Source organism: Streptomyces sp. Edi2, assembly GCF_040253635.1.
Lineage (GTDB): Bacteria > Actinomycetota > Actinomycetes > Streptomycetales > Streptomycetaceae > Streptomyces.
This window is the reverse complement of the sequence record NZ_JBEJGX010000003.1, coordinates 7,611,794-7,634,666: the sequence shown is the minus strand read 5'-3', so window position 1 is coordinate 7,634,666 and position 22,873 is coordinate 7,611,794. Positions and strand designations below refer to the sequence as shown.

The window sequence follows — 22,873 nt, the reverse complement described above, 5'->3', positions numbered from 1 at the left end:
GTTTCGTTCAGCGTTTCCGGGCGCGGCGCTTCCGGCTCATGACCGCGATGACCAGGCCCGTACCCACCAGCAGACCGGCGAGGGCGATCATCGTTGGCAGCCCGGACGTACCGGTGTGCGCCAACGAACCCGTGCTCCCACCGGGCGGGGGCGGGTTGTTGGCAGGCGGCGCGGGTGGCGGCGGCGTAGCGGCCGGTGGTGAGGTCGGGCTCGGTGTCGGGGGCAGGCTCGGCGTCGGGGGAGAGCTCGGAGACGACGTCGGGGTAGAGGTCGGGGTCGGGGTAGCGCTCGACGTCGGCGTCGGGGTCGGCGTCGGGGTAGAACTCGACGTCGGGGTCGGGGTCGGGGTCGGAGTCGGCGTTGCCTTCGGGATGTACACCCCGGCGTCGATCGTGTGATCGACCCTGCCCGGCTTGTCCGGCGCCGTGACAGGCGCACGGCCGTTGCACAACTGCCCGGCGGTCGGCGGGGTCACATTGGAGTCGTGCGCACGGCTGGCACCGGCTCGCGGGAGCGTGAACCGCAGCTCGCTTGCCGGGGGCCGGCCTGGCACCTTGCCGGTGTCCGCGGTACACACGTCGAACTGCACCGTGTATTTCGCACCCGGCGTGAGCTGGTACTCGGCGCCGACACCACCGAAGTAGTACTCGCCGGCGGCATTGGTCCTGGTCGTGGCGACCTGCTTGCCGTCCGCGTCCAGCAGGTTGATCGTCGCCCCCGGCAGCAGCACGTGCCCCGGGTCCTGGATCCCGTTGTGGTCGCCGTCGAACCACACGACGTTGCCGATCTGGATCGGCGCGTTCGCCGCCGCGTACGCGATGTCACCGAGCCCGCCGGCCTTGCCGAACCCGCCCTGTTCCCGGCTGACGAACTGGAACCCGTTGGCGGTCGGGTTGTTGCCCGGGCCCTGACCGGTCGCGATGTTGTGGTACCCGGTCCCTGAGGTCGCGACGTTGACGACCGGGTCGAACTCCGTGCTGACGACCCACTCCTGCTGCGGGATATAGGCCACCGACCCCAGCGCGGTTTCCTGGTGCGCGTTGGCGTAGAAGTCGCCCGGGAAGTATTCGACGACATCGGCGTCCTGGCCGCCGCTATTGGCGGGGGTGGCGTGGTGGGGGCAGGTCCCGGTGCCTTCCCACTGGTATTCACCGGTGGGGGTGGCGCAGACCATGGTGATGTCACCACCGGACATGGCGTTTTCCGCCGTGTCGTTCCCCGGGCGGGGGTCCAGCCCTCCCCAACTGAGCGCGTCCATGAACCGGTCGCGGAAACCCAGGATCATCGAGCCGTCCCGGGCGAAGGCGAGGGAGGACAGCTCGGGCTGCGGATCGATGAAGACGCCGCCCGCCTTCCGGTCGTCCCAGGTGTCCAGGCTGGTGTTCCACGGGTTCCAGTGGGTGGCCTTGTCTCCGGAACCGAAGACGCTACCGCGTTTGTCCGTGAGCGGGTGGCTCAGCACCGTGGTGAACCGCTTGCCGTCGTAGGTGGAGACGAAGGCTTTCAGGTCCGCGCGCTGCTGCGTGCTCTCCGCGCTGCACACGCCGCCGACGTACAGCGTGTTGTTGTGGACCTGGAGACCGAACGGCCGCCAGTCGTCGGGGCTCGCGCACCCCGGGTCCGGGATCGGGACCGTCGATTTGGGCGCCCCTGCGGTGGCACCTGTCGCGTCGAAGCTCAGCAGGCTGCGGGTCCGCAGGTTCACCGCGTACAGCGTGGAGCCGTTCTCCGACAGGGCCAGGCCACCGATGCTCTCCTTGCCCGGCGCGTCGGTGAACCCGGGATCCTTGATCATGTTGGCGGTGTCGTGCTGCGTCACCGCGGCGTCCGGCACCCGCGCGAACAGCTCCGGCGCACCCGAGCCGTTGACCGGCACCGTGTAGATCGCGCCCGCACCCTGCGGCCCGTACGGGGCGTACCGGCGGGCGAACGCGCTCTGGAACAGCCGGGTCCGGTACGTGTCGTACGCCAACCCGAACGTCGTGCCCACCTGGTCCTGCGTGGCCAGCGTGGCCGGGCACGCCACATCAGTGGGACACGTGCCCCGGGTCTTCGTCCCGAACGCCACCAAGGCCCGGTTGCCGGTCCCGTTGGCGCCGTTGTGGACCGGTACGAAATACCGCGAGTCCGGCAGCGTGTAGTCGGCCGGATCCCACACCCCCGTCACCACCGAGGCGTTCTTTCCGTCCGACACGTCCACGAACGACGTGAAGCTGTCGAAGTGGTTCTCCGCCGTCGACGCGGGCGCCGCCCGCAGATAGTCGCGGTACGGTGCCGGGACGCTGACGTCGACGCGGTACTGGCCGCCGCTCAGCACGGTCGACCGCGACACCACGACCTTTCCCGTGGCATCCGTGACGCCGGTGACATGGTGCCCGGCGGGGTCGGAGATCTCCACCTTCATGCCCCGCTGCGGTACGTCCATCGCCGCGTTGATCACGCCGGTGCCGAAGAAGTCGCGCAGCACCTCCACCGTCAACGTGCCGTCGGCCGTCGAAGCGGCGGCCGGTCCAGCCGTCGCTCCCACGGCGCCGCCTGCCAGCAAAAGAACGGATAACCCCACGCGCGCCAGCGCCTCCACAAGCCTCCAGGCCGACCGGCGAGAGCCTTTGCCGACTCGGTTCATGGCATCACACTCCACATTTTTCTTGTCAGGAAAACGAAGCACCCGCGTCTCGATTCCCGTCCACTTCATGGCCCCGGAAACGAACGCCGAGGCGAACGCCACGCAAAAGAAAGACGGTCCACGCTGTTGCGTGGACCGCTTTGTGGTGATCGCTCGAGGATATTGCGGGCGAGCGGTAAGCGTCGCAGGCCGGAGAAAGCGAACGCGCGTTCAGGGCGTCGGGCAGGACGGCCCTGGGTTGCGTGTTCTGTCAACTCCATCACGGCGCCCTCGCCCCCCACCGCCGACCTCACCGACCGCCATCGCGAGCAGCGCGCGAGATTCTCTCCACCGGAGTCTCGCCGATACCCGCAGAACTCCTGATATCCCCTCGGGATCCGCGATTATTCCCCGAGTGCCCAGAAGATGGCGACCGGAAGAATGTGCGACAGGGATGTGATGGCCGGATCCGGTCGCATTGAGTGCGTGACGCTCGATGACGCGCCTGGAACGTGCCCTTCACGCGGGGGCGTTCTGCAGTAGGGATTTGGTCCGGTTCGCATACCGCATACCGCATACCGCATACCGCATACCGCATACCGCATGATTGGCGTAGCGCCGTATCTGCTTCGCGGAAAGGGGATCCGGACAGCAGTGCAGGCACTGCCGTTGTTCATCATGTGGTGGTCGAGACTCATGAGGACGACCGACTGATCCGGACGGGTCTTCTAACGGCGCGCCCCCTCGGGCGACGCCGGATGCTCCGCGGGCCGCCGCTCGTGCCAGCGCAGATCGTCCTGGAGCTGGGCGGCCAGCGAGATCAGCCGCGGCTCGCCATGGGCCGGGCCGAGCAGCTGGGCGCCCAGCGGCAGGCCGTGGGTGCTGAAGCCCGCCGGGACACTCACGCCCGGCCAGCCGAGGACGTTCCACGGCCAGGCGTACGGGCAGGCGGCGATCATGGCCTGATCCGTACGCCAGCCGCTGAGCTTGGCGAGCGTGCCGATCCGCGGGGGCGGGGTGGCGGTGGTCGGCGTCAGCAGGACGTCATAGGGGCCGAACAGCGCGCCGATCCGGCGCTGTTGACGCCTCTCGACGGCCCGTGCCCGGCGCAGTACGGGCCCGCCCAGCAGCCGGCCCATCCGTGCCGCCTCCCGCGTACGGCGGTCCAGGAGGGAGGGGTCGGGGACCCGGCCCGCCCACTCCCCCACCCCGGCCGTGGCGCGCGGGACGAAGGCCAGTCCGACCAGCCCGTAGTCCGGTTCCGCCTCCTCCACGAAGTGCCCCAGCCGGGCGAGGGTGCGGGCCACGCCCGTCACCGCGTTGCGGACATCGGGGTGCAGCGGCTTGGGGGTGAAGGTGAAGGCGGCCTTCCACGACAGCGCGATACGCAGCCGGCCCGGGTCGCGGCCGGCCGCCTCGCGCGCCGCGATGGCGGGCGGCCGGTGCAGATCGCCGTCGTGGTTGCCGCTGGCCACGTCCAGCAGCAGCGCCGCGTCCTCGACCGTACGGGCCAGCGGGCCGATACCGGTGATGCCCTGGAAGGCCTCCGGGTCCGGCCAGGTGGAGATCCGGCCGCGCTGGGGTTTGATGCCGACGAGATGGGACCAGGCGGCGGGGATGCGGACCGAACCGGCGCCGTCGGTGCCGAGCGCGGCGGGTACCAGCCCGGCCGCGACCGCGGCGGCCGAACCGCCGGAGGAGCCGCCCGGGGTGTGGGCGAGGTTCCAGGGGTTGCAGGTGTTGCCGAAGGCCGGGCCCTCGGTGAACGGCCACTGTCCCAGTTCGCAGGCGTTGGTCTTGCCGACGATGATCGCCCCGGCCGCGCGCAGCCGGCGGACGACCTCGGCATCGCGCTCCTTGGGCGGGAACTCGCCGGCGCACCCGAACGCGGTGGGCTCACCCGCCACATCGGTGTCGTCCTTGACGGCGACCGGCACCCCGAGCAATGGCAGCCGCTCGCCGTGCGCCAGCCTGCGGTCGGCCTGGGCAGCCTCCGCCAGCGCCGCCTCGGCCCGTACCCGCCGGAAGGCGTTGACGCTGGCCTGGGTGGCCTCGATGCGTGCCAGCGACCGCCGTACCAGCGCGGTCGAGGTCACCCGCCCCTCGGCCAGCGCCCGCGCCTGCTCGGCGAGGCCTTCCCACTCCACGGCCGTGGCACCGATGCGCCGGGCCGCGGCGGGCCCGGTCTCGCTGTCCTGGCTCTCGTCAACGCTCACGCTGCGTGCCCTCCCTGGGACCGCTCATTCGAACGAACGGTCCCAGGAGGCTAATCGTCTCGGCGAGGGCCATCAACGATGCCGCGCGGTGCGCCACATAGACGACACACGGACGGCACACAGCGGCCCGCCGTGTTTCCTGCGGTGTGACGCCCGGTCACGAACCAGGGGCGCGAGGAGCGGTGCGCGCCTGCGGGGCCGGCGGCGCACACCGTTACGGGACAAGTGGCGCACGCCGCTACGAGACGAGCCGTGCACACCGTTACGAGACGAGCGGTGCGCGCCGCTACGACGGGTGGACGACCCTTGCCGAGCCGCCACCGCGCCGTACCTTCTCCGCCGCGGCCAGCCAGCGACCGTCCGGCAGCCGCTGGACGCCGGTCGCCGCTCCGATCTCCGGGTTCTGTTTGAACGCATGTCCGATCGCCTCGAGTTGCCCGCGGACCGGGCTGTTCCACAGGCCGGGTTCGAGTTCGGTCGCCGCCGCGTTGCGCTGGCTGGCGCGCGGGGCGGCGATGGCGTCGACCAGCGGCATTCCGCGGTCAAGGTGGTTGACCAGGGTCTGGAGCACGGTGGTGATGATGGACGCGCCGCCGGGCGAGCCGAGCGCCACCACCGGCCGGCCGTGGCGCAGCACGACCGTCGGCGAGATGGACGAGCGCGGCCGCTTGCCGCCCCCGGGAAGGTTGGGGTCATGGACCGCCGGATCCGCGGGCGCGAAGGAGAAGTCCGTGAGCTCGTTGTTGAGCAGGAAGCCGCGGTGCGGGACGACGATGCCGCTGCCGCCGGTCTGCTCGATGGTCAGGGTGTAGGCGACGACGTTGCCCCACTTGTCGGCGACGGTCAGATGAGTGGTGTTCTCCCCCTCGTACGTCGTCGGGGCGCCCTTGCCGCCGGTGGCGCAGCGCTGCGGATGGCGCGGGTCGCCGGGTGCGAGTGGGCTGGTCAGGGCCTTGTCGTCGCGAATGAGGCAGGCGCGGGAGTCGGCGAAACGCTGTGAGGTGAGGGCCTTGGCCGGGACGTCCTCCTGCGACGGGTCGCCGACCCAGCGGCCGCGGTCGGCGAAGGCGATCCGGCTCGCCTCCAGGTAGCGGTGGAGGTACTGCTTCTCGCTCAGCCGCGAGACATTGCTCCGCTCCAGGATGTTCAGCGCCTCGGCGATGCTGGTGCCGCCCGAGGAGGACGGCCCGATGCCGTAGACGTCGAGGCCCCGGTAGCGGGTGTGGGTCGGCGCGTGGCCGAGCGCCCGGTAGCTGCGCAGATCGGCTGCGGTCAGCTTGCCGGGCCGCACCTTGCGGGTGGCTCCGGAGCGCACCGGTGGCTTGTTGACGGCACGGACGATGTCGCGGCCCAGTGCGCCGTCGTAGAGCGCCCGTACGCCCTTCGTCGCCAACTCGCCGTAGGTGCGGGCCAGATCGGGGTTCTTGAACGTCGAGCCGACCGCCGGCAGCTTGCCGCCGGGCAGGAAGAGGCCGGCGGTCGCCGGGAAGTCCTTGAAGCGCGCCTCGTTGTCCGCGGTCTGCTGACGGAAGGTCGCATCGACCGTGAAACCGCCCGCGGCCAGCTGCCGGGCGGGCCGCAGCACCTGCCCCAGCGACCGGCTGCCCCATGCGCGCAGGGCGGTGTCCCAGGTGGCCGGGGTCCCCGGGGTGCCGACGCTCAGGCCGCTGGTGACGGCGTCGGCAAATGGGATCGGGGTGCCGTTCTCCAGGAAGAGGTCCCGGCCGGCGGAGCGCGGGGCGGTCTCCCGGCCGTCGAGGGTGCGTACGGCCCGGGACCTGGCGTCGTAGAAGACGAAGTAGCCGCCGCCACCGATGCCCGAGGAGTAGGGCTCGGTGACACCGAGGGCGGCGGCGGTGGCGACCGCCGCGTCCACGGCGTTGCCGCCCTGTTCGAGCACCGAGATACCGGCGGCCGAGGCGTCCGCGTCGACGCTGGAGACGGCCCCGCCGGAGCCGACGGCGACCGGCGTCTTCTCCGGTGTGGCGGCGGGGGCTCGGCCCTGGGCCGCGGGAGCCGGCCGGGCGGGTGCGGTGGGTGCGGTGGGTGCGGCAGGTGGTGCGGCGGGCGCGGCGGCGGCCGGGACCGCCACCAGGGAGCCGGCCAGCGCGGCGGCCGCTCCCAGGACGGTGAGGCGTCGGGCTCTGCTCATACCGGATATTCCTCCTGAGCGTGCGCACGGGGGGGGCAGGGGCCGGAGCCTACTCGGCCCAACAGCCCCCGGACAGAGGGCTTTTCGCCTGCCCCGCCGGGGCGGGCCGGCCGGTCGGCCCTGATGGCGACGGGGGGGGTCAGTTGCCCCTTTTTCCGTACGGAACAGGTAGGCCGGTACGGACCGGGGCAAGCCGCCGCGGGCCCCTGCCCCGCCCTCGAACACCCACCCGGTGAGCCGCTACGCTCCCCGGCCATGGACGACACCCTGCTGCTCCTGACCGCGGCGGCCGTGGCCCTGATCGTGGGCCTGGCGGCCGGCTGGGCCGTGCACGCGGCGACGGTCCGGCGGAAGCTGACCCGCGAACAAGGCTTCTTCGGGCTGCCGGACGGTTCGGAGTGCGTGCTGGTCACCCACCGGGACAGCTCCTCGGCGCACTGGAGCATCCCCCGCCATGACGCGCTGGCGCTGCTCGGGCTGGCCGCGGTGATCGAGAACTGTGGTGCGCACCCCGAGGTGGCCCCGCACGACACCGGCCTGCAGGGCTTCGGGGCGCGCACCGAGTTCTGTGTCGGTGACTTGACCGCGCACCGGCGGCTGGCGGCCCATCTGGCCAATCTGCTGCCGGGTGTCGCGGTGCACCCGGGTGACGAGTCCGGCGCGGGCCGCGGCACCTTCACGATCGGCGGCACGGCGTACCGGATGGAGCCCGGCGCGGTCGAATATGTCCTGCTCGCGCGGCTGACCGCCGGTGAGGGCGGCGACCGCCCGGTGTTCCTGGCGGCCGGCCAGCGGCCGGTCACCCACCGGGCCGCGGTCCGCCATCTGGTCCGCAACCGGGCCCGGCTGGCCCGTAAGCACGGCACCGACGGCCAGTTCTGTCTGCTGCTGAAGGTGGTCAACTCGCAGGCGTACGGGCCCGATGTCGTCGAACTGGTCGCCGATGTCACCAAGGCCGCGCTCACGGCCGCGGAACCGAAGGGCCACCGGGCGGCGGCCTGAGACCGGCGGGACTGGCGGGGCGCTGCCGGGCCGGCGGGACTCCGGGCCGGCAGGGTTCCGGGCCGGCAGGGTTCCGGCGGCCCGGCCACAGCGGGCAGCTCGTCCATCCGCCTGTCTGCCCGTCCGCCCAGCCGCCCGTCCGCCCCTCTACTCGCCCGCCCGGCGCACCGACGGGCAGCCGCCCCGCCGTTCTGCCAAGCTCGGAGGCATGATCGCCGGCCTCCGCTCACCCGTCCTGCACTGGACCGGTGTGCTGCCGGTGCTGGCGGTGGTGCTGCTGGCCCTGACGTGGGGGCGCGCACTGCCGGTCGCCCTGGTGGTGCTGGTGTCCTGCTTTCTGGCCGGGGCGGTGCTGGCCGCGGTGCATCACGCGGAGGTGATCGCGCACCGGGTGGGAGAGCCGTTCGGGTCACTGGTCCTGGCGATCGCGGTGACCATCATCGAGGTGGCGCTGATCGTCACGCTGATGGCCGGCGGCGGCACCAAGAGCACCACACTGGCCCGGGACACCGTCTTCGCGGCGGTCATGATCACCTGTAACGGCATCGTGGGGCTGTCCTTGCTGGTCGGCTCGCTCCGGCGCAAGGTCGCCGTCTTCAACGCCGAGGGCACCGGAGCGGCGCTGGCGACGGTCACCACGGTGGCGGGGCTGAGCCTGGTCCTGCCGACGTTCACCACCAGCACGCCGGGGCCGCGGTTCTCCACCCCGCAACTGGTCTTCGCCGCACTGGCCGCGCTGGTCCTCTACGCCCTGTTCGTGACCACCCAAACGGTCCGGCACCGGGACTACTTCCTTCCGGTGACCACATCCGGCGAGGTGATTCACGGCGCGGACCATGCCGACCCGCCCTCGGCACGGGCCGCACTGACCAGCCTCGGACTGCTGGCGCTGGCGCTGATCGCGGTGATCGGCCTGGCCAAGGCGGTGTCACCGGCCATCGAGTCCGGTGTGGTCGCGGCCGGCCTGCCCTCGTCCGTGGTGGGCGTGGTGATCGCGCTGCTGGTCCTGCTGCCGGAGAGCATCGCGGCGGTCCGCGCGGCGCACCGTGACCGGGTGCAGACGAGCCTGAACCTGGGTCTGGGCTCGGCGATGGCCAGCATCGGCCTGACCATCCCGGCCGTCGCGCTGGTCACCGTCTGGCTGCCGGTCCCCCTGGACCTGGGCCTGGGGGCCAGTCATATGGTGCTGCTCGCCCTGACCGTGATCGTCGGCACCCTGACCGTGATCCCCGGCCGTGCCACCCCGCTGCAGGGCGGCGTCCATCTGGCCCTGCTGGCCGCGTACCTCGTGCCGGCGGTCAGCCCGTAGGCCGAGGGGCACGGCCGTTCCGGTCCCACGTCCAGTGCGGGGCCTGTACAGCACAACGCCCCCGCGCGCGCCCGCCCCAGGGACCAGTACGCCCCCTGACCCTCCGTCGGACGGACCAGTACCGGCGGACCAGGACCAACGGCCGATCGCGCGCTCGCCGACCCGGCCTATACGTTCCTTGTGCAGCCATCCGCCGGCCCTCCCTGGGCCGGCGTCCTCAGAGGGAGCTTCCATGCGCGTCACCGCCTTCGACCACCTCGTGCTGAACGTCGCCGACGTCGAGCGGTCGCTCGCCTTCTACTGCGGACCGCTCGGCCTGGAGCCGGTCCGCGTCGACGCCTGGCGCGCAGGCGAGGTGTCCTTCCCCTCCGTACGCGTGAGCCCGACGACCCTCATCGACCTCGCCCAGGGACCCGGCGAGGGCTCCAATGTCGACCACCTCTGCCTGGTCGTCGAACCCCTGGACTGGCAGGAGGTCATCGACTCGGGCGAGTTCACGGTGGTCGACGGCCCCGGACCACGCTTCGGTGCCCGCGGCGAGGGCCAGTCCCTCTACGTCAGCGACCCGGACGGCAACACCGTCGAACTCCGCTGGTATCCGCACGACGCCCAGGACACGGCCGCAAAGTCCTAGGGCCCGGCACAGCAGTCCTCGTCACCAGGCTCCGCACGTCAGCGGCCTGACGAGTCCCCGTGGCGGGCCGGCAACGCCAGCAGTGTGCGGACACAGAACGGTGAGATAGCGTCCGGCGGGGAGGTACGGGGATGAGCTTCCGGCTGGCGGCTGGCGGCTGGCGGCTGGCGGCTGGCGGAGTGTGCATCGAGAACGGGCGGGTGCTGCTTGCCTGTCACGTGGCGCCGAAGGGCGAGTTCACCTGGACTCTTCCGGGCGGCTCAGACCCTTCCGGCAACCGGTCACGTCGCTCCCGTCCCGGTCGGCGGCCTGATCCAGCACTGAGGCAACCGCGCCCGGCGCATGGTCGGTGTGCCGGGGCCGGCGGTGATTCCGCCGGCCCCGCCAGATCACTGCTCGTGGCGGTCCCGTCTGACGATCCTGAAGCGGGCCACGGTGTCCTCGGTGGTCCACCGGTGGAAGCCCGCCTTCTCCAGCACGCGCACGGAGGCCGGGTTGGACAACTCCGCGCCCGCGGCCACGGTGTGGACCTCGGGCACGGTGAAGGCGAAGTTCGCCAGGGCGCGGGCGGCCTCGGTGGCATAGCCCCGGCCGCGGCGGGACGCCACCAGGCCGTATCCGATCTCGATGGTTCCTTCGGCGGGAGGCCAGAACAGGCCGATGGAGCCCACCACCAGGCCACTGTCACGTTCGATGATCAGACGGTGGCCGTATACGCCGAGCCAGGCGGGGTGCTGCTCGAAGAGGCCGGCTATGACGCGGTCGCCTTCGGCGGGGAAGTCGTCCGCCCAGTGCACCGACCGGGTGTTGCCGAGGACCGCAGTTGCCTCGGCGGTGGTCCAGGGCCGAAGGACGAGGCGGTCGGTGGTCAGCCGCTCAGGGGCTGGTGAAGAGGAGAAAGACACGGATCACTCCTGGTCGTGGGAACGACCGGGCCGCGCTGTGCTATCGCGCGGGCCGGATGAGGGCATGCCGATGACGACCGGCGACGGCCATATTCATCAACCTCCTCATCCCGCGATCACGCGTCTCTCGCGCCGGCGTGACGGTAGTAGCCCTGGCCCCGCCCACGCAAAGGGTTTTCGATCAGCTGACGACTCCGACCGGCACCCCTAGGGGAGCCGGTAGGGCACGTTGACCACCGTCACCCCCGGCGTGAACAGCAGTCGTGCCTTGAGCCGCAAGGCACTCTGGTTGTGCAGCGGCTGTTCCCACCAGCGCCCGACGAGGTATTCGGGGATGACGACCGTGACGGCGCCGCCCGGATGCCGGGCACAGACGCCCAGGACGTGGTCGATCACCGGCCGGGTGAAGTCCCGGTAGGGCGCGCTGAGCACCCGCAGCGGTACGTCGATGTCATGGGCGTCCCACTGCTCGCGCAGCCCCCGCGCATCGCCGGGATCGATCGCGACGAGCAGCGCGTCCAGTGAGGTGGGGCGCATCGCACGGGCGTAGCCAAGAGCCTTGAGCGTGGGTGCGTTCAACGCGTTGACCAGCACCAGGACATAGTTTCCTGCCGGCTCCCAGGGCCGCGCGTCCGGGGCGATGGCCACCTCCCGCGACACCCGCGCGTAGTGCTGGTGCACCGCGCGCATCCCCATGAAGAGCAGCGGCATGGCGATCACCACGATCCAGGCGCCGTGCGTGAACTTGGTGATCAGGACGACGACCAGGACCACGCCGGTGAGTACCGCGCCGACCGCGTTGATCGCCTGGGAGCGCCGGTGCCGGACCCGTTCGCGGGCCGGCAGCCCTCGTTCGGCGAGTACGGTCCGCCAGTGCCGGACCATGCCGGTCTGGGAGAGCGTGAAGGAGACGAAGACGCCGATGATGTAGAGCTGGATGAGGTGGGTGAGTTCCGCCTTGAACAGGATGATCAGCCCGATGGCGGCCAGCGCGAGCAGGATGATGCCGTTGGAGAACACCAGCCGGTCACCGCGGTTGTGCAACTGCCGGGGGACGTAGCGGTCCTCGGCGAGGATCGACGCGAGCATCGGGAAGCCGTTGAAAGCGGTGTTGGCGGCGAGGATCAGCACCCCGGCCGTGAACGCCTGCAGCAGATAGAAGAGCACGGTGACCTCGCCGAAGGTGGCGCGGGCGATCTGGGCGAGGGCGGTGGAGGTCGGGGTGTTCGGCGGCAGCCCCAGTTCGGTGGGCTCCACCGCGACATGCACGTCGTAGAGCATCGCCAGGGCCGTGATCCCGGCGAACATGGTGACGGAGAAGAAGCCCATGATGAGCAGCGTGGTGGCGGCGTTGCGGCTCTTCGGTCTGCGGAAGGCGGGCACTCCGTTGCTGATCGCCTCGACGCCGGTCAGGGCGGTGCAGCCGGAGGCGAAGGCCCGCATCCCCAGCAGGACAAGGGCCAGGCCGGTGTAGGAGGAGACGGCGTGCAGCGGCAGATCCGCGGATTCCGCGCGCGGGGTCGTGCCGGTGGCGATCCGCACCGCCGCGAACGCGAACATCAGATAGATGAAGAAGACGAACCCGTAGGTGGGGACGGCGAAGACCCGCCCTGATTCCCGAAGGCCGCGCAGGTTCATCATCGCCAGCAGGGCCACGAACCCGACGGACAGCGCCATGTCATGGCCGCCGAGCGACGGAATCGCGGAGGTGATCGCGGCGACGCCGGAGACCACGGACACCGCGACGGTGAGCACATAGTCCACGAGCAGCGCACTGGCCGCGGTGAGCGCCGCGTTCCGCCCGAGGTTCTGCGCGCTGACGATGTAGGCCCCGCCGCCCCCGGGATACGCGTAACAGGTCTGCCGGTAGGACGCCACCACGACGACCAGCACCAGCACGATGGCGGCCGCGGCGTACCAGGTCAGATGGAGCAGAGCGACCCCACCGAGGCCGACGACCAGCAGGATCTCCTCGGTGGCGTAGGCGACCGAGGACAGCGGGTCGCTGCAGAAGATCGGTAGCGCCAGTCGCTTCGGCAGCAGCGTCTCACCGAGCCGCGCACTGTCCAGCGGACGGCCCACCATCATCCGCTTCGGCCTGAAGAATGGACTCATAGGCGGACAAACTATGGGCCGCCCGGCGGGGGCGGAGGGAGGCTCGCGGGGCCGCCGCACCGCGCGGCCGCGGGCCAGAGGCTCCCTCCCGCGGGCAGTTCCGCCCGGCCCCTTCGGCGCGGGTTCCGTACGGATTCCGCGCGGGTTCCGTACGAGTGCCGCGCGAGTTCCTTACGGGTTCCGTACGGGTTCCGTGCGAGCCGATCGGGTGCGGAACGCGGCCCGACCGGTGTCGTTCCCGGTCCCGCCGCGAACCGCATGAGAGCACGTGGAGGATGGCATCCGAGCAGCGCACGAAGACGCGGCGGAGGTTCGTGCAGGCCGCGGTCGTGGTCGGGGCGCTCGCCGCCGGCCGCACCCTGCTCCCGGCCGGCGGCGGTGCTCCGGAGAACGACGGGCCACCACGGGCCCGGCCCCGGCCGCCGGACCCGCACGCCGTGCCGGCCGGGCCCGTACCCGCCCGCGGTCCGGCCGGTGCGGCGCACGACCCCCAGTCGTACCGGCTCCGTCCGATGGCCGGCGAGACCTCCCGGTCCGGCCCGGGCGCCTCGCCGCCGCACCCCGAGGTCGCCTTCCACCTCTCCACCGACCGCCGCGAAATCTTCCTCACCTTCGACGACGGACCCCACCCCTTCCACACCCCCGATGTCCTGCGGGTTCTGCGCCGGCACGACGTCCGGGCCACGTTCTTCGTCATCGGCGAGAACGCCATCGAATTCCCGGGGCTGCTGTGCGACATCGCCGACGAGGGCCATGCCGTCGGCAATCACACCTGGACGCATCCGCAGCTGACGGCGCTGCCGCCGGGCGCCGTCCGCAGCGAACTCGGCCGCACCAGCAGCCTGATCGAGGACCTTCTCGGCACCGCCCCCGACCTGGCCCGCGCCCCGTACGGCGAGTGGGACGACCCCGCCCTGAGCATCTGCAACGACCTGGGCATGTCCCCCGTCGGCTGGGCGATCGACTCACAGGACTGGACCCTCCCCGGGGCCGGGACCATCGCGCACACCGTCCTGGGTGCGATGCACCCCGGCGCGATCGTCCTGTCGCACGACGGGGGCGGTGACCGCCGGCAGACCGTCGCGGCTCTGGAGTGGTATCTGCCGCGCCTGCTGGAGGAGGGGTACCGTCCGATCCGCATCGAGCCCTGAGGGCCGGGCGGCGACGGCAGGTATCGGGTGAGAACGGTCACCCGATGCGCCGGAACCGCACCCTATGGTTTATCGTTCAATTGGAAGCGGGCACCAGTACGACGGCGTCCGAGGGCCCTCCCCCAGGGAAGCCGGCCCGCCGCCGCGCGGCAGCAGGCCCGAGGCCACCGCCGTCACCGCCCGCGCCCCCACAGCCGCCCCGGCCGAATTCCCCCGTTCGGCCGGGGCTTCCCCTTTTCCGTCCCTCTTCCCGTCCCCCCTGCCCCGCTGTCCCGTCGTCCCCTCGTCCCGTTGGGGAGCCGGAACTCAGCGCAGATACGACGCCCCGTTGACGTCAAGCACCGTCCCGGAGGTCCAGACCGCGGCGGGTGAGGCGAGATAGTGGACGGCGGACGCCACCTCCTGCGGCGTGGCGACCCGGCCGAACGGGCTCTGCTGCCGGACGTCCTCCGTGAGGCGGTCCGCGACCCGCTCGGTGGCCACGAAACCAGGGGCCACGGATGCCACGCCGATGCCGTAGGGCGCCAGGTGGACCGCCAGCGACTGCCCCATTGCATGCAGCGCCGCCTTGGCCGCGCCGTACGCCGGATGATCCGGCTCGCCGCGGAACGCCCCACGCGACCCGATGCTGACGATCCGTCCCTCCACCTCACGCTCGATCATGCTCCGCGCCGCGTGGTAGGTGACGTCCGCCGCCCCCAGCAGGTTCACGTCCACGATCTGCCGCCAGGCGCTCCGCCACTCGTCGAACGACGTACGGTCCAGTGGATGCGCCCGGTTCGCGGCCGCGTTGTTGACGAGCACATCGACGCCGCCCAGCCCGTCCACGGCCGCCTCGACAATCGCCGCCGCCCCCTCGGGCGTGCTCACATCCCCCTGCACCAGCACATGCCCGCTCCCCGCCAGCCCCTCGAACGCCTCCTGCGCCGCCGCCCGCCGTGACGCGTAATGCAGGGCGACCCGGTCGCCGTGCGCGGCGAAGATCTCGGCAACCGCCCGGCCGATCCCCCGCGAAGCCCCGGTCACCAGCACCGCCCGGCTCATCGGACGCCCTCCGCTCCGGCGCGCGGACGGCTCGCGCCGCCACCACCGCCACGGGACAGCAACCGCTCGGCAAACGACCAGGAATGGTTCATCAACAGCTCAATCCTTACCTCGTGCCATGTCACACACGTGCGTAGGGAATCGTAGGGAGCCGCACCGGATACCGGCACGGACGGCCGGACGAACACGCCCCATCGGCCGGACGACCTCGCACCCTCGGCTGGACGATCACGCACCGTCGGCCGGACAACCGCGCCCCCTCAAGGAACGTCGGGCATAGGGTCCGTGGATGCCGTTCAACCACAATGATCACTATCACCGGCTGCTGTTACGCCACCTGCCGAAGACCTGCCGCACCGCACTCGATGTGGGCTGCGGGACGGGCCGGTTCGCCCGCCGCCTGGCCGGGCGGGGAATCGACGTCCATGCGGTGGACCCGTCGGCCGAGGTCGTTGCGCACGCACGTGCCACCGCCGGGGAGCCGGCGGACGGCTCCCCGCTTCCCCGCTTCGAGCACGCGGATGTCACCCGGCTCGAACTCCCCACCGGGCACTACGAGTTCATCTCGTGCCTGGCGGCCATCCACCACATGCCCTTCGAGACCGTCACCCCACTGCGCAAGGCACTGGCGCCGGGTGGCGTGCTGGTCATCCTGGGCTGCTATCCGGAGAAGTCGGCGGCCGACTGGGCCTGGAGCCTGGCGGCCGTACCGGTGAACGCGGTGGCACGTCTCGCCGTCGCCGCCGCGGAGGGACGCCGTCCGGCCGGTGCCGCTCCCGTGCAGGCCCCCGTCGCGCCGCCGGACGTACCGCTGTCCCGGATTCGCCGGGACGCCGCCGTGCTGCTTCCCGGGTGCCGGATCCGCCGGCTGCTCTTCTGGCGCTATCTGCTGGTGTTCCGCGAGAACGGGCTCCCGCCGGGCGGGTGACGGGGGCCCAGGGGACCCGTAGGGACGGGGGGACCCGTAGGGACGGGGGGACCCGTAGGGACGGGGGGGGACCCGTAGGGACGGGGGGACCCGTAGGGACGGGGGGACCCGTAGGGGACAAGGAGACCCGTAGTGGACAGGAGGCCCGTAGGGAATGGCGGGCCCGTAGGGGACAGGGCGACGCACCCGTTCGGACGGCACCCGTCTCCCCCCTGTGGGCATGCCGAGGCGGCGGGACCGCCGTTGAATGCTGTGTGTCCGCCTGTGCCAGGAGCGCCGGCCCGCACCGGGAGCACGCATGTCGTTGCCGAAGACCCCGAGCGCTCCCGCCGCGCCGGGTCCGCGCCGCTCCAAGGGGGCGCTGCGCCGCACCGGCGAGTGGTGTGCCCGGCACTGCGTCCTCGTCATCGTGCTGTGGCTGGTCGCCCTGGTAGGACTCCAGGTGCTGCAGCGCGCGTACGGCGGTGACTACTCCGACAACTTCGCGCTGCCCGGCGTCCAGTCCACACAGGGCCGCGAGGTGCTGCAGAAGCACGAGCCGCAGGCCGGCGGTTACAGCAGCCAGGTAGTCCTGCACGACGCGTCCGTGCCGCTCACCACCCACCGCAGCCGGATCGACAGCGCCGTCACCGCACTGGGCAAGCTGCCGAAGGTGCTCTCCGTGCAGAACCCGCTGCCCCCGCCTGGCACACCCCCCGCCCAACCACCGCCCGGCACACCGGACGTCGGGCCGCTCTCCACCGACGGCCGCACCGCGTATCTCACCGTGCGGTTCAGCGTGCAGCCGTCCACCCTCGCCCCTGACTATCTGAACGGTGTAGACGCGGCGGTGCGGCCGCTGCGCTCCGCCGGCGTGGAGGTGGAGTACGGCGGCTCGCTGGGCGAGCTGGCCCGGCCCGCGCCCAATGACCTGGTCAGCGAGGTGATCGGCTTCGCCGTGGCGATTCTGGTGCTGCTGGTCGGCTTCGGCAGCGTGCTGGCGGCCGGGGTGCCGTTGCTGACCGCGCTGGTCGGCGTCTTCTGCGGACTGGCCTGCCTGGGGCTGCTCGCCGGCGTCTTCGTCTTCGCCACCGTCTCCCCCACCCTGGCCACCATGATCGGCCTCGGTGTCGGCATCGACTACGCGCTGTTCCTGATCACCCGGCACCGGCAGAACCTCATGGACGGTGCGGACCCGGTCACCGGTGCGGGCAAGGCCGTGGCCACCAGTGGCCGGGCGGTCCTGGTGTCCGGCTGCACGGTCATCATCGCGCTGATGGGACTCTGGGTCTCGGGCCTCTCCTTCATCGGCAAACTGGGGGTGGCGGCCGCCATTACCGTGGTCTCCGCGGTGCTCGGCGCGCTCACCCTCGTACCTGCGCTGCTCGGGCTGATCGGCCGCCGCATCGACCGGCTCCGTGTCCGCAGACCGGTCGCCGAGACGGATTCCGCACCGGGGGAGGAGGCCCGCGGCACCTGGCACCGCTACGCGCAGCGGGTGGAGCGCCGCCCCTGGTGGTACCTGGCGGGCGGGGTGCTCATCGTCGTCGTGCTGGCCCTGCCGGTCTTCTCGATCCAGCTGGGCCATATCGGCGACGGCGCCGACCCCAAGTCGTTCACCGACCGGCGCGCCTACGACCTGATGTCCTCGGCATTCGGACCGGGCTCCAACGGCCCGCTGACCCTTGTCATCGACGAGTCCGCCGTCCCGCAGGCGGACCGCCCGATGCTGGCGGCGCAGGCGAAGAAGGTGCTCACGAAGGTGTCGGGCGCCTCCTTCGTCACCCCGTTGAAGGCCACCCCGGACGGCGCGGTGCTGACCGGTACCGCCTACTCCGCCCAGGCCCCGCAGAACGCGGACACCACGGACCTGGTCAACCGCTTCAAGCACGACCTCCTGCCGCAGGCCGTGCGGGGAACCGACGCGCACGGCTATGTGACGGGCACGACGGCAGCCCAGGTGGACTTCCTCGACCTCGTCGCCAGCCGGCTCCCGCTGATCATCGCCGTGGTCGTCGCCCTCGCCTTCCTCATCATCCTGATCGTCTTCCGCGGGGTGCTGGTCGCCCTGAAGGCGGCGGTGCTCAACGTCCTGTCGATCGCCGCCTCGTACGGGGTGGTGGTGGCGGTCTTCCAGTGGGGCTGGGGCGGCCCGGCGCTCGGGGTCTCGGGCACGGTGCCGATCGAGAGCTATGTGCCGATGATGATGTTCGCGATCGTCTTCGGGCTGAGCATGGACTACGAGATCTTCCTGCTGTCGCGGGTGCACGAGGCGTGGCTGCGCACCAGTGAGGCGAAGGCGAGCGTGGCGCACGCGCTGGAGATCACCGCCCGGGTGATCACCTGTGCCGCACTGATCATGGTCAGCGTGTTCGCCGCGTTCATCGTCAGCGACAACGTCGTGGTGAAGATGCTGGGCCTCGGCCTGGCCATGAGCGTACTGATCGACGCCACCGTGGTCCGGCTGCTGCTGGTTCCCGCGGTGATGACGCTGCTGGGCCGGGCGGCCTGGTGGACGCCGCGGTGGCTGGACCGGACCCTGCCGCATGTACGGACGGAGGGCGAGGAACAGCTCCCCACTGCCGGCTCGGCCCGATCGGCCTGACCGGCGCGCATCCGGCCACCGACGCGCACCCGACCACCGGCGAGCGTCCGCCTGCGCTCCACGAGCCCCGCGTCCGCCCACCCGATCTGCGAGCGCCCCCGGATCCGACAATCATCGACATATGGCCCCGTCCGCCGAGCCCGGCTCGGCCTCGTACCCCGTGATCCGGCCGATGCTGGCCACGGTCGGCCCGCTGCCCGCCGGGCACGAGGAGGCGGCCTGGGCGTTCGAGGCCAAATGGGACGGTGCGCGCTGCATCGTCAACACTCCCGGCGACGGGACGATCCGGCTGATCACCCGGGCGGGCAACGACGCGACCACGACCTACCCGGAACTGGGGCCGCTGGGCGAACAGCTGCGGGGCCGGTCCGCGGTGCTCGACGGTGAGGTGGTGGTACTGGACGCGCGCGGGCGGCCCGATTTCGGGCTGCTGCAGCGCCGGATGGGCGTGGTGAACCCACGCCGCACGGCCCGGCTCGCCATGGAGTACCCCGTGCAGCTCGTCCTCTTCGACCTCATGTACCTGGACGGGTCGCTGCTCGGTTCTCCGTACTACGAGCGGCGCCGGCTGCTGTCCGCGCTGCGGCTGCGCGGCCCGAACTGGTCGGTGCCCGAGTATGTGGAGGGCCACGGTCAGCAGGCCTGGGAGGCCTCGCTGCAAGGCGGCCTCGAAGGGGTGGTGGCGAAGCGGCTGACCTCTGCATATCTGCCGGGCGTCCGGTCACCCGAGTGGCGCAAGACGAAGCATCTGCTGACCCTCGATGTGGTCATCGGGGGCTGGACCGAAGGCCATGGCGGGCTGGCCGGCCTGCCCGGTTCCGTCCTGGCGGGTATCGCCGAACCCGCCGGGCTGCGGTACGTCGGCTCCGTCGGCTCGGGGCTGTCAGGGCGGGAGCGCCAGGAGCTGGCGCAATACCTGGGAGTGATCCCGCTCGACCACTCCCCGTTCCTCAACCCCGTGGACACACCGGGCGCTCACTGGGCCGAGCCCCGGCTCGTCGCCGAGATCACGCTGAGCGGCTGGACCTCGGCCGGCCGGCTGCGCCATCCGATCTGGCACCGGCTGCGCCCCGACCTCACCCACCTCGGCTGAGGGCGGGGATACCGGCGTCGCGCCGGGAAGGCTCGTTCTGAAGACCCCGCGCAACGGCAGACGGAAGGAGCCGGCGATGAACCGCCCCACCGACAGCACCACAGGCGGCACCCCAGGCAGCGCCACTGGCGGCAACGCAGGCAGCGATGCCGCCGGCAATACCGACGGCACACCGGGCAGCGCCTCGGACGGCACCTCGCCCGCCATCACCGAGAGCAACACGGCCTACGGCAAGAAGCCCTTCAAGCGCTCCAAGAGCCACTTCGCGGACCGCATCACGGCGGACGGCCGCGACGGCTGGCCGGTCGAGGCCGGCCGCTACCGCCTGGTGGTCAGCCGCGCCTGCCCCTGGGCGAGCCGCGCTGTCATCTCCCGGCGGCTGCTCGGCCTGGAGGACGCGATCTCGCTCGCCCTCACCGACCCGATCCAGGACGACCGCAGCTGGCGTTTCACCCTGGAGCCGGACGGCCGCGATCCCGTCCTCGGCATCCGCTTCCTCAGCGAGGCCTATGACGCCCGTGAGAAGGACTACCCGGGCGGCGTCAGTGTCCCCGCCGTCGTGGACGTACCCAGCGGGCAGCTCGTCACCAACGACTACCAGCAGATCACCCTGGACTTCGCGACCGAGTGGCGGGCGCTGCACCGGCCCGGCGCACCCGATCTCTACCCCGAGCCGCTGCGCGAGGAGATCGACGTGGTCATGGCGGGCATCTACCGGGACGTCAACAACGGTGTGTACCGGGCCGGTTTCGCCACCGGGCAGAGCGACTACGAGGCCGCCTTCCACGATCTGTTCCGGCGCCTGGACCTGCTGTCCGAGCGGCTGGCCGACCGGCGCTACCTCGTGGGCGACACCCTCACGGAGGCCGACATCCGCCTGTTCACCACGCTGGTCCGCTTCGATGCCGTCTACCACGGGCACTTCAAGTGCAACCGGTTCAAGCTGGCCGAGGACCCGGTGCTGTGGGCCTACGCCAAGGATCTCTACCAGACCCCCGGCTTCGGCGACACCGTCGACTTCCACCACATCAAGCAGCACTACTACCGGGTGCACACGGGCATCAACCCGACCGGCATCGTCCCGCTCGGACCGGACCTCTCCGGCTGGCTGACCCCGCACTACCGCGAGGAGTTGGGCGGACGGCCGTTCGGCGACGGCACCCCGCCCGGGCCGGTGCCACCGGCCGAGGAGGTCCCGCCCAGCGGACGCCCCGACCCCGCGCCGAGCGGTTTCTGAGCCGGCTCCGGCCGGCCTGCGAAACGGTCCCGACCGCCTAGCTGACTCCTGGCCGCCGGACCGGGCCCCGGATGCCGGAGCGTGAGACCCTGAAAACAGACAACGATCCCCTCCCCTTGCCCCTCCCCACCCCCACTCCCCCTCCCACCTCCCACCTCCCACGATCCACACACTCCAGCGAGGAGTGAGCCCGATGAGGATGGTCCTGACGGCCCGGATACCTACCCGGACAGGCAATGAACTGATCCAGAGCGGCGAGTTGTCGAAGATCATGGAGTCGGCCTTCGCCGCTCTGCGGCCGGAGGCGGCCTACTTCACCCTCGACGACGGCGAGCGCACCGCCTTCTTCTACTTCGACATGAGGGAGTCCTCGCAGATGCCGACTCTCCTCGAATCCTTCTTCATGGACCTCAACGCGAAGGTCTCGCTGCGGCCGGTGATGAACGCCGACGAATGGCGCACCGGACTCTCGGAGCTGATGAGCGGCACCTGAGGAGCTGACGGGCGGCACCGGAGCCGTGGCGCCGCCCTCCCTCACTCCGGTGTGCTGTCCTCCGGCGCTCCCCGGGCCAGCCCGGCCAGGACGTCGAGCGCCCCGGCCAGGGTGTCGGCGGACGGCGAGGCGAGGGCCAGGCGTACGGCATTGGGAGCACGGCCCGACCCGACGGCGAACGCACCGGACGGGGTGACCGCGATGCCGCGGCGCGCAGCGGCGGCGACGAACGTGTCGGCCCGCCAAGGATCAGGCAGTTCCCACCAGCAGTGATACGCCTGCGGGTCGGCCCGGATCCGGAAGCCGGCGAGCCGTTCGGTGACGATCCGCTGGCGGGCCGCGGCATCGCTCCGCTTCTCCTCCTCGATGGCCGCCGCGGTGCCGTCGCCCATCCAGCGGGTAGCCGCATCGAGCGCGAACCGGGCGGCCGCCCAGGTCCCCGACCTGAGGGCCGTCGCGAAGTCCTGGGTGGCACCGGCGGGCACCGTGAGGAACCCGAGCGTGAGTCCGGGCGCAAGGCGCTTGGACAGGCTGTCGATGACCACGGTGCGCTCCGGCGCGAGCGCCGCGAGGGGCCGCAGGTCGCTGCGGAGGAATCCGTAGATGGCGTCCTCGATGGCGTGGATGTCCAACTCCCGCAGGACTGCGGCGAGTTCCGTGCGGCGCCGGTCGGGCATCGTGATGCCCAGCGGGTTGTGCAGCGCCGGCTGGACGTAGACGGCGCGCAGCGGAGCTGCGGCCCGCAGCGCCTCGGGGGTCAGGCCGTGCTCGTCCATGGCGAGGGGTACCAGGGTGACGCCGAGACGGGCCGCGATGCCCTTCACCACGGGGTAGGTCAGCGCCTCGACGCCGAGGCGTTCACCTGCCGGGACCAGGGCGGCGACCGCCGCGGCGACCGCCTGCCGGCCGTTGCCCGCGAAGAGCAGCCGCCCGGGGTCCGGTGCCCAGCCGGTGCGGGCGAGGTGGGCGGCCGCGGTCCGGCGGACCACGGCCGTGCCGACGGCGCCCACCGGGCGGAGCGCGGCGGCCAGGGCGTCCGGGCGCACCAGATGCTCCAGGCTCTTGGCGAGGAGCGCGGGGTGGCCCGGCAGTACGGGGAAGTTCATCTCCAGGTCGATGCGGGCGCCGCCCGGCTCGGCCAGGGCGGGCTCGGCCGCGGGTGCGGCGGTGCGGACGAAGGTGCCGCGGCCGACCTCCCCCACCGTCAGACCACGTCGGCTCAATTCCCGGTACACCCGGGCCGCCGTCGAACTGGCGATGCGCCGGTTCCTGGCGAACCTGCGGAGCGGCAGCAGCCGGTCTCCGGGGCGGAGCCGGCCGGCGGCGATGTCGGCCGCGAGCTCATCGACGATCGCGCGATAGTCATCCATCGGTCACTTCCCACATTGCACCGAGCGCATTTTTA

General features: G+C 71.7%; 16 protein-coding genes. 9 read left to right on the top strand and 7 right to left on the bottom strand.

What is annotated here, in order from left to right; genetic code table 11:
- Positions 1-7 precede the first annotated feature (7 nt).
- The 3 genes from ABR737_RS36750 to ggt form a co-directional block, all read right to left on the bottom strand.
- Positions 8-2,527, bottom strand: a complete 2,520-nt coding sequence (locus ABR737_RS36750; RefSeq protein WP_350255494.1) for an SdrD B-like domain-containing protein — start codon at positions 2,525-2,527, stop codon at positions 8-10.
- Between the two features lie 806 nt (positions 2,528-3,333).
- Positions 3,334-4,821: an amidase gene (locus tag ABR737_RS36745; protein ID WP_350255493.1), complete on the bottom strand. Its 1,488-nt coding sequence runs from the start codon at positions 4,819-4,821 to the stop codon at positions 3,334-3,336.
- A 286-nt stretch (positions 4,822-5,107) separates the two neighbouring features.
- The gene (gene ggt / locus ABR737_RS36740) at positions 5,108-6,973 is read right to left on the bottom strand and encodes a gamma-glutamyltransferase (RefSeq protein WP_350255492.1); all 1,866 of its coding nucleotides are present in this window, start codon (positions 6,971-6,973) and stop codon (positions 5,108-5,110) included.
- A 255-nt stretch (positions 6,974-7,228) separates the two neighbouring features.
- Between ggt and ABR737_RS36735 the strand changes: the two genes are divergently transcribed.
- The 3 genes from ABR737_RS36735 (at position 7,229) to ABR737_RS36725 (ending at position 9,918) form a co-directional block, all read left to right on the top strand.
- Positions 7,229-7,975: a hypothetical protein gene (locus tag ABR737_RS36735; protein WP_350255491.1), complete on the top strand. Its 747-nt coding sequence runs from the start codon at positions 7,229-7,231 to the stop codon at positions 7,973-7,975.
- A gap of 208 nt (positions 7,976-8,183) precedes the next feature.
- Positions 8,184-9,284 (top strand): calcium:cation antiporter, encoded by a 1,101-nt coding sequence (locus ABR737_RS36730; RefSeq protein ID WP_350255490.1) that lies wholly within the window; start codon positions 8,184-8,186, stop codon positions 9,282-9,284.
- A gap of 232 nt (positions 9,285-9,516) precedes the next feature.
- Entirely contained in the window at positions 9,517-9,918 is a 402-nt protein-coding gene (locus ABR737_RS36725; RefSeq protein WP_350255489.1) for a VOC family protein, read from the top strand.
- 389 nt (positions 9,919-10,307) lie between these two features.
- On the opposite strand, the gene ABR737_RS36720 is transcribed toward ABR737_RS36725, so the two are convergent.
- Positions 10,308-10,823: a GNAT family N-acetyltransferase gene (locus ABR737_RS36720; protein WP_350255488.1), complete on the bottom strand. Its 516-nt coding sequence runs from the start codon at positions 10,821-10,823 to the stop codon at positions 10,308-10,310.
- 207 nt (positions 10,824-11,030) lie between these two features.
- Positions 11,031-12,938 carry an APC family permease gene (locus tag ABR737_RS36715; RefSeq protein ID WP_350255487.1) on the bottom strand — a complete coding sequence of 636 codons (1,908 nt, stop codon included), beginning with the start codon at positions 12,936-12,938 and terminating at the stop codon, positions 11,031-11,033.
- 275 nt (positions 12,939-13,213) lie between these two features.
- Between ABR737_RS36715 and ABR737_RS36710 the strand changes: the two genes are divergently transcribed.
- The gene (locus ABR737_RS36710; RefSeq protein ID WP_350255486.1) at positions 13,214-14,089 is read left to right on the top strand and encodes a polysaccharide deacetylase family protein; all 876 of its coding nucleotides are present in this window, start codon (positions 13,214-13,216) and stop codon (positions 14,087-14,089) included.
- 306 nt (positions 14,090-14,395) lie between these two features.
- Here ABR737_RS36710 and ABR737_RS36705 read toward each other — a convergent pair whose 3' ends face one another.
- Entirely contained in the window at positions 14,396-15,133 is a 738-nt protein-coding gene (locus tag ABR737_RS36705) for an SDR family NAD(P)-dependent oxidoreductase (RefSeq protein WP_350255485.1), read from the bottom strand.
- Between the two features lie 289 nt (positions 15,134-15,422).
- Between ABR737_RS36705 and ABR737_RS36700 the strand changes: the two genes are divergently transcribed.
- The 5 genes from ABR737_RS36700 to ABR737_RS36680 all read left to right on the top strand — a co-directional run bounded on the left by ABR737_RS36700 (position 15,423) and on the right by ABR737_RS36680 (position 21,468).
- On the top strand, positions 15,423-16,061 hold the full coding sequence (locus ABR737_RS36700; RefSeq protein ID WP_350255484.1) for a class I SAM-dependent methyltransferase: 639 nt from the start codon (positions 15,423-15,425) through the stop codon (positions 16,059-16,061).
- 298 nt (positions 16,062-16,359) lie between these two features.
- Positions 16,360-18,645 (top strand): MMPL family transporter, encoded by a 2,286-nt coding sequence (locus ABR737_RS36695; RefSeq protein ID WP_350255483.1) that lies wholly within the window; start codon positions 16,360-16,362, stop codon positions 18,643-18,645.
- A gap of 121 nt (positions 18,646-18,766) precedes the next feature.
- Positions 18,767-19,738: a non-homologous end-joining DNA ligase gene (gene ligD, locus ABR737_RS36690; RefSeq protein WP_350255482.1), complete on the top strand. Its 972-nt coding sequence runs from the start codon at positions 18,767-18,769 to the stop codon at positions 19,736-19,738.
- Between the two features lie 76 nt (positions 19,739-19,814).
- Positions 19,815-20,975, top strand: a complete 1,161-nt coding sequence (locus ABR737_RS36685) for a glutathione S-transferase family protein (RefSeq protein WP_350255481.1) — start codon at positions 19,815-19,817, stop codon at positions 20,973-20,975.
- A 193-nt stretch (positions 20,976-21,168) separates the two neighbouring features.
- The gene (locus ABR737_RS36680; protein WP_350255480.1) at positions 21,169-21,468 is read left to right on the top strand and encodes a hypothetical protein; all 300 of its coding nucleotides are present in this window, start codon (positions 21,169-21,171) and stop codon (positions 21,466-21,468) included.
- Between the two features lie 41 nt (positions 21,469-21,509).
- Here the strand turns inward: ABR737_RS36680 and ABR737_RS36675 are convergent, their stop codons facing one another.
- Positions 21,510-22,838 (bottom strand): aminotransferase-like domain-containing protein, encoded by a 1,329-nt coding sequence (locus tag ABR737_RS36675; protein ID WP_350255479.1) that lies wholly within the window; start codon positions 22,836-22,838, stop codon positions 21,510-21,512.
- Between the last annotated feature and the right edge of the window lie 35 nt (positions 22,839-22,873).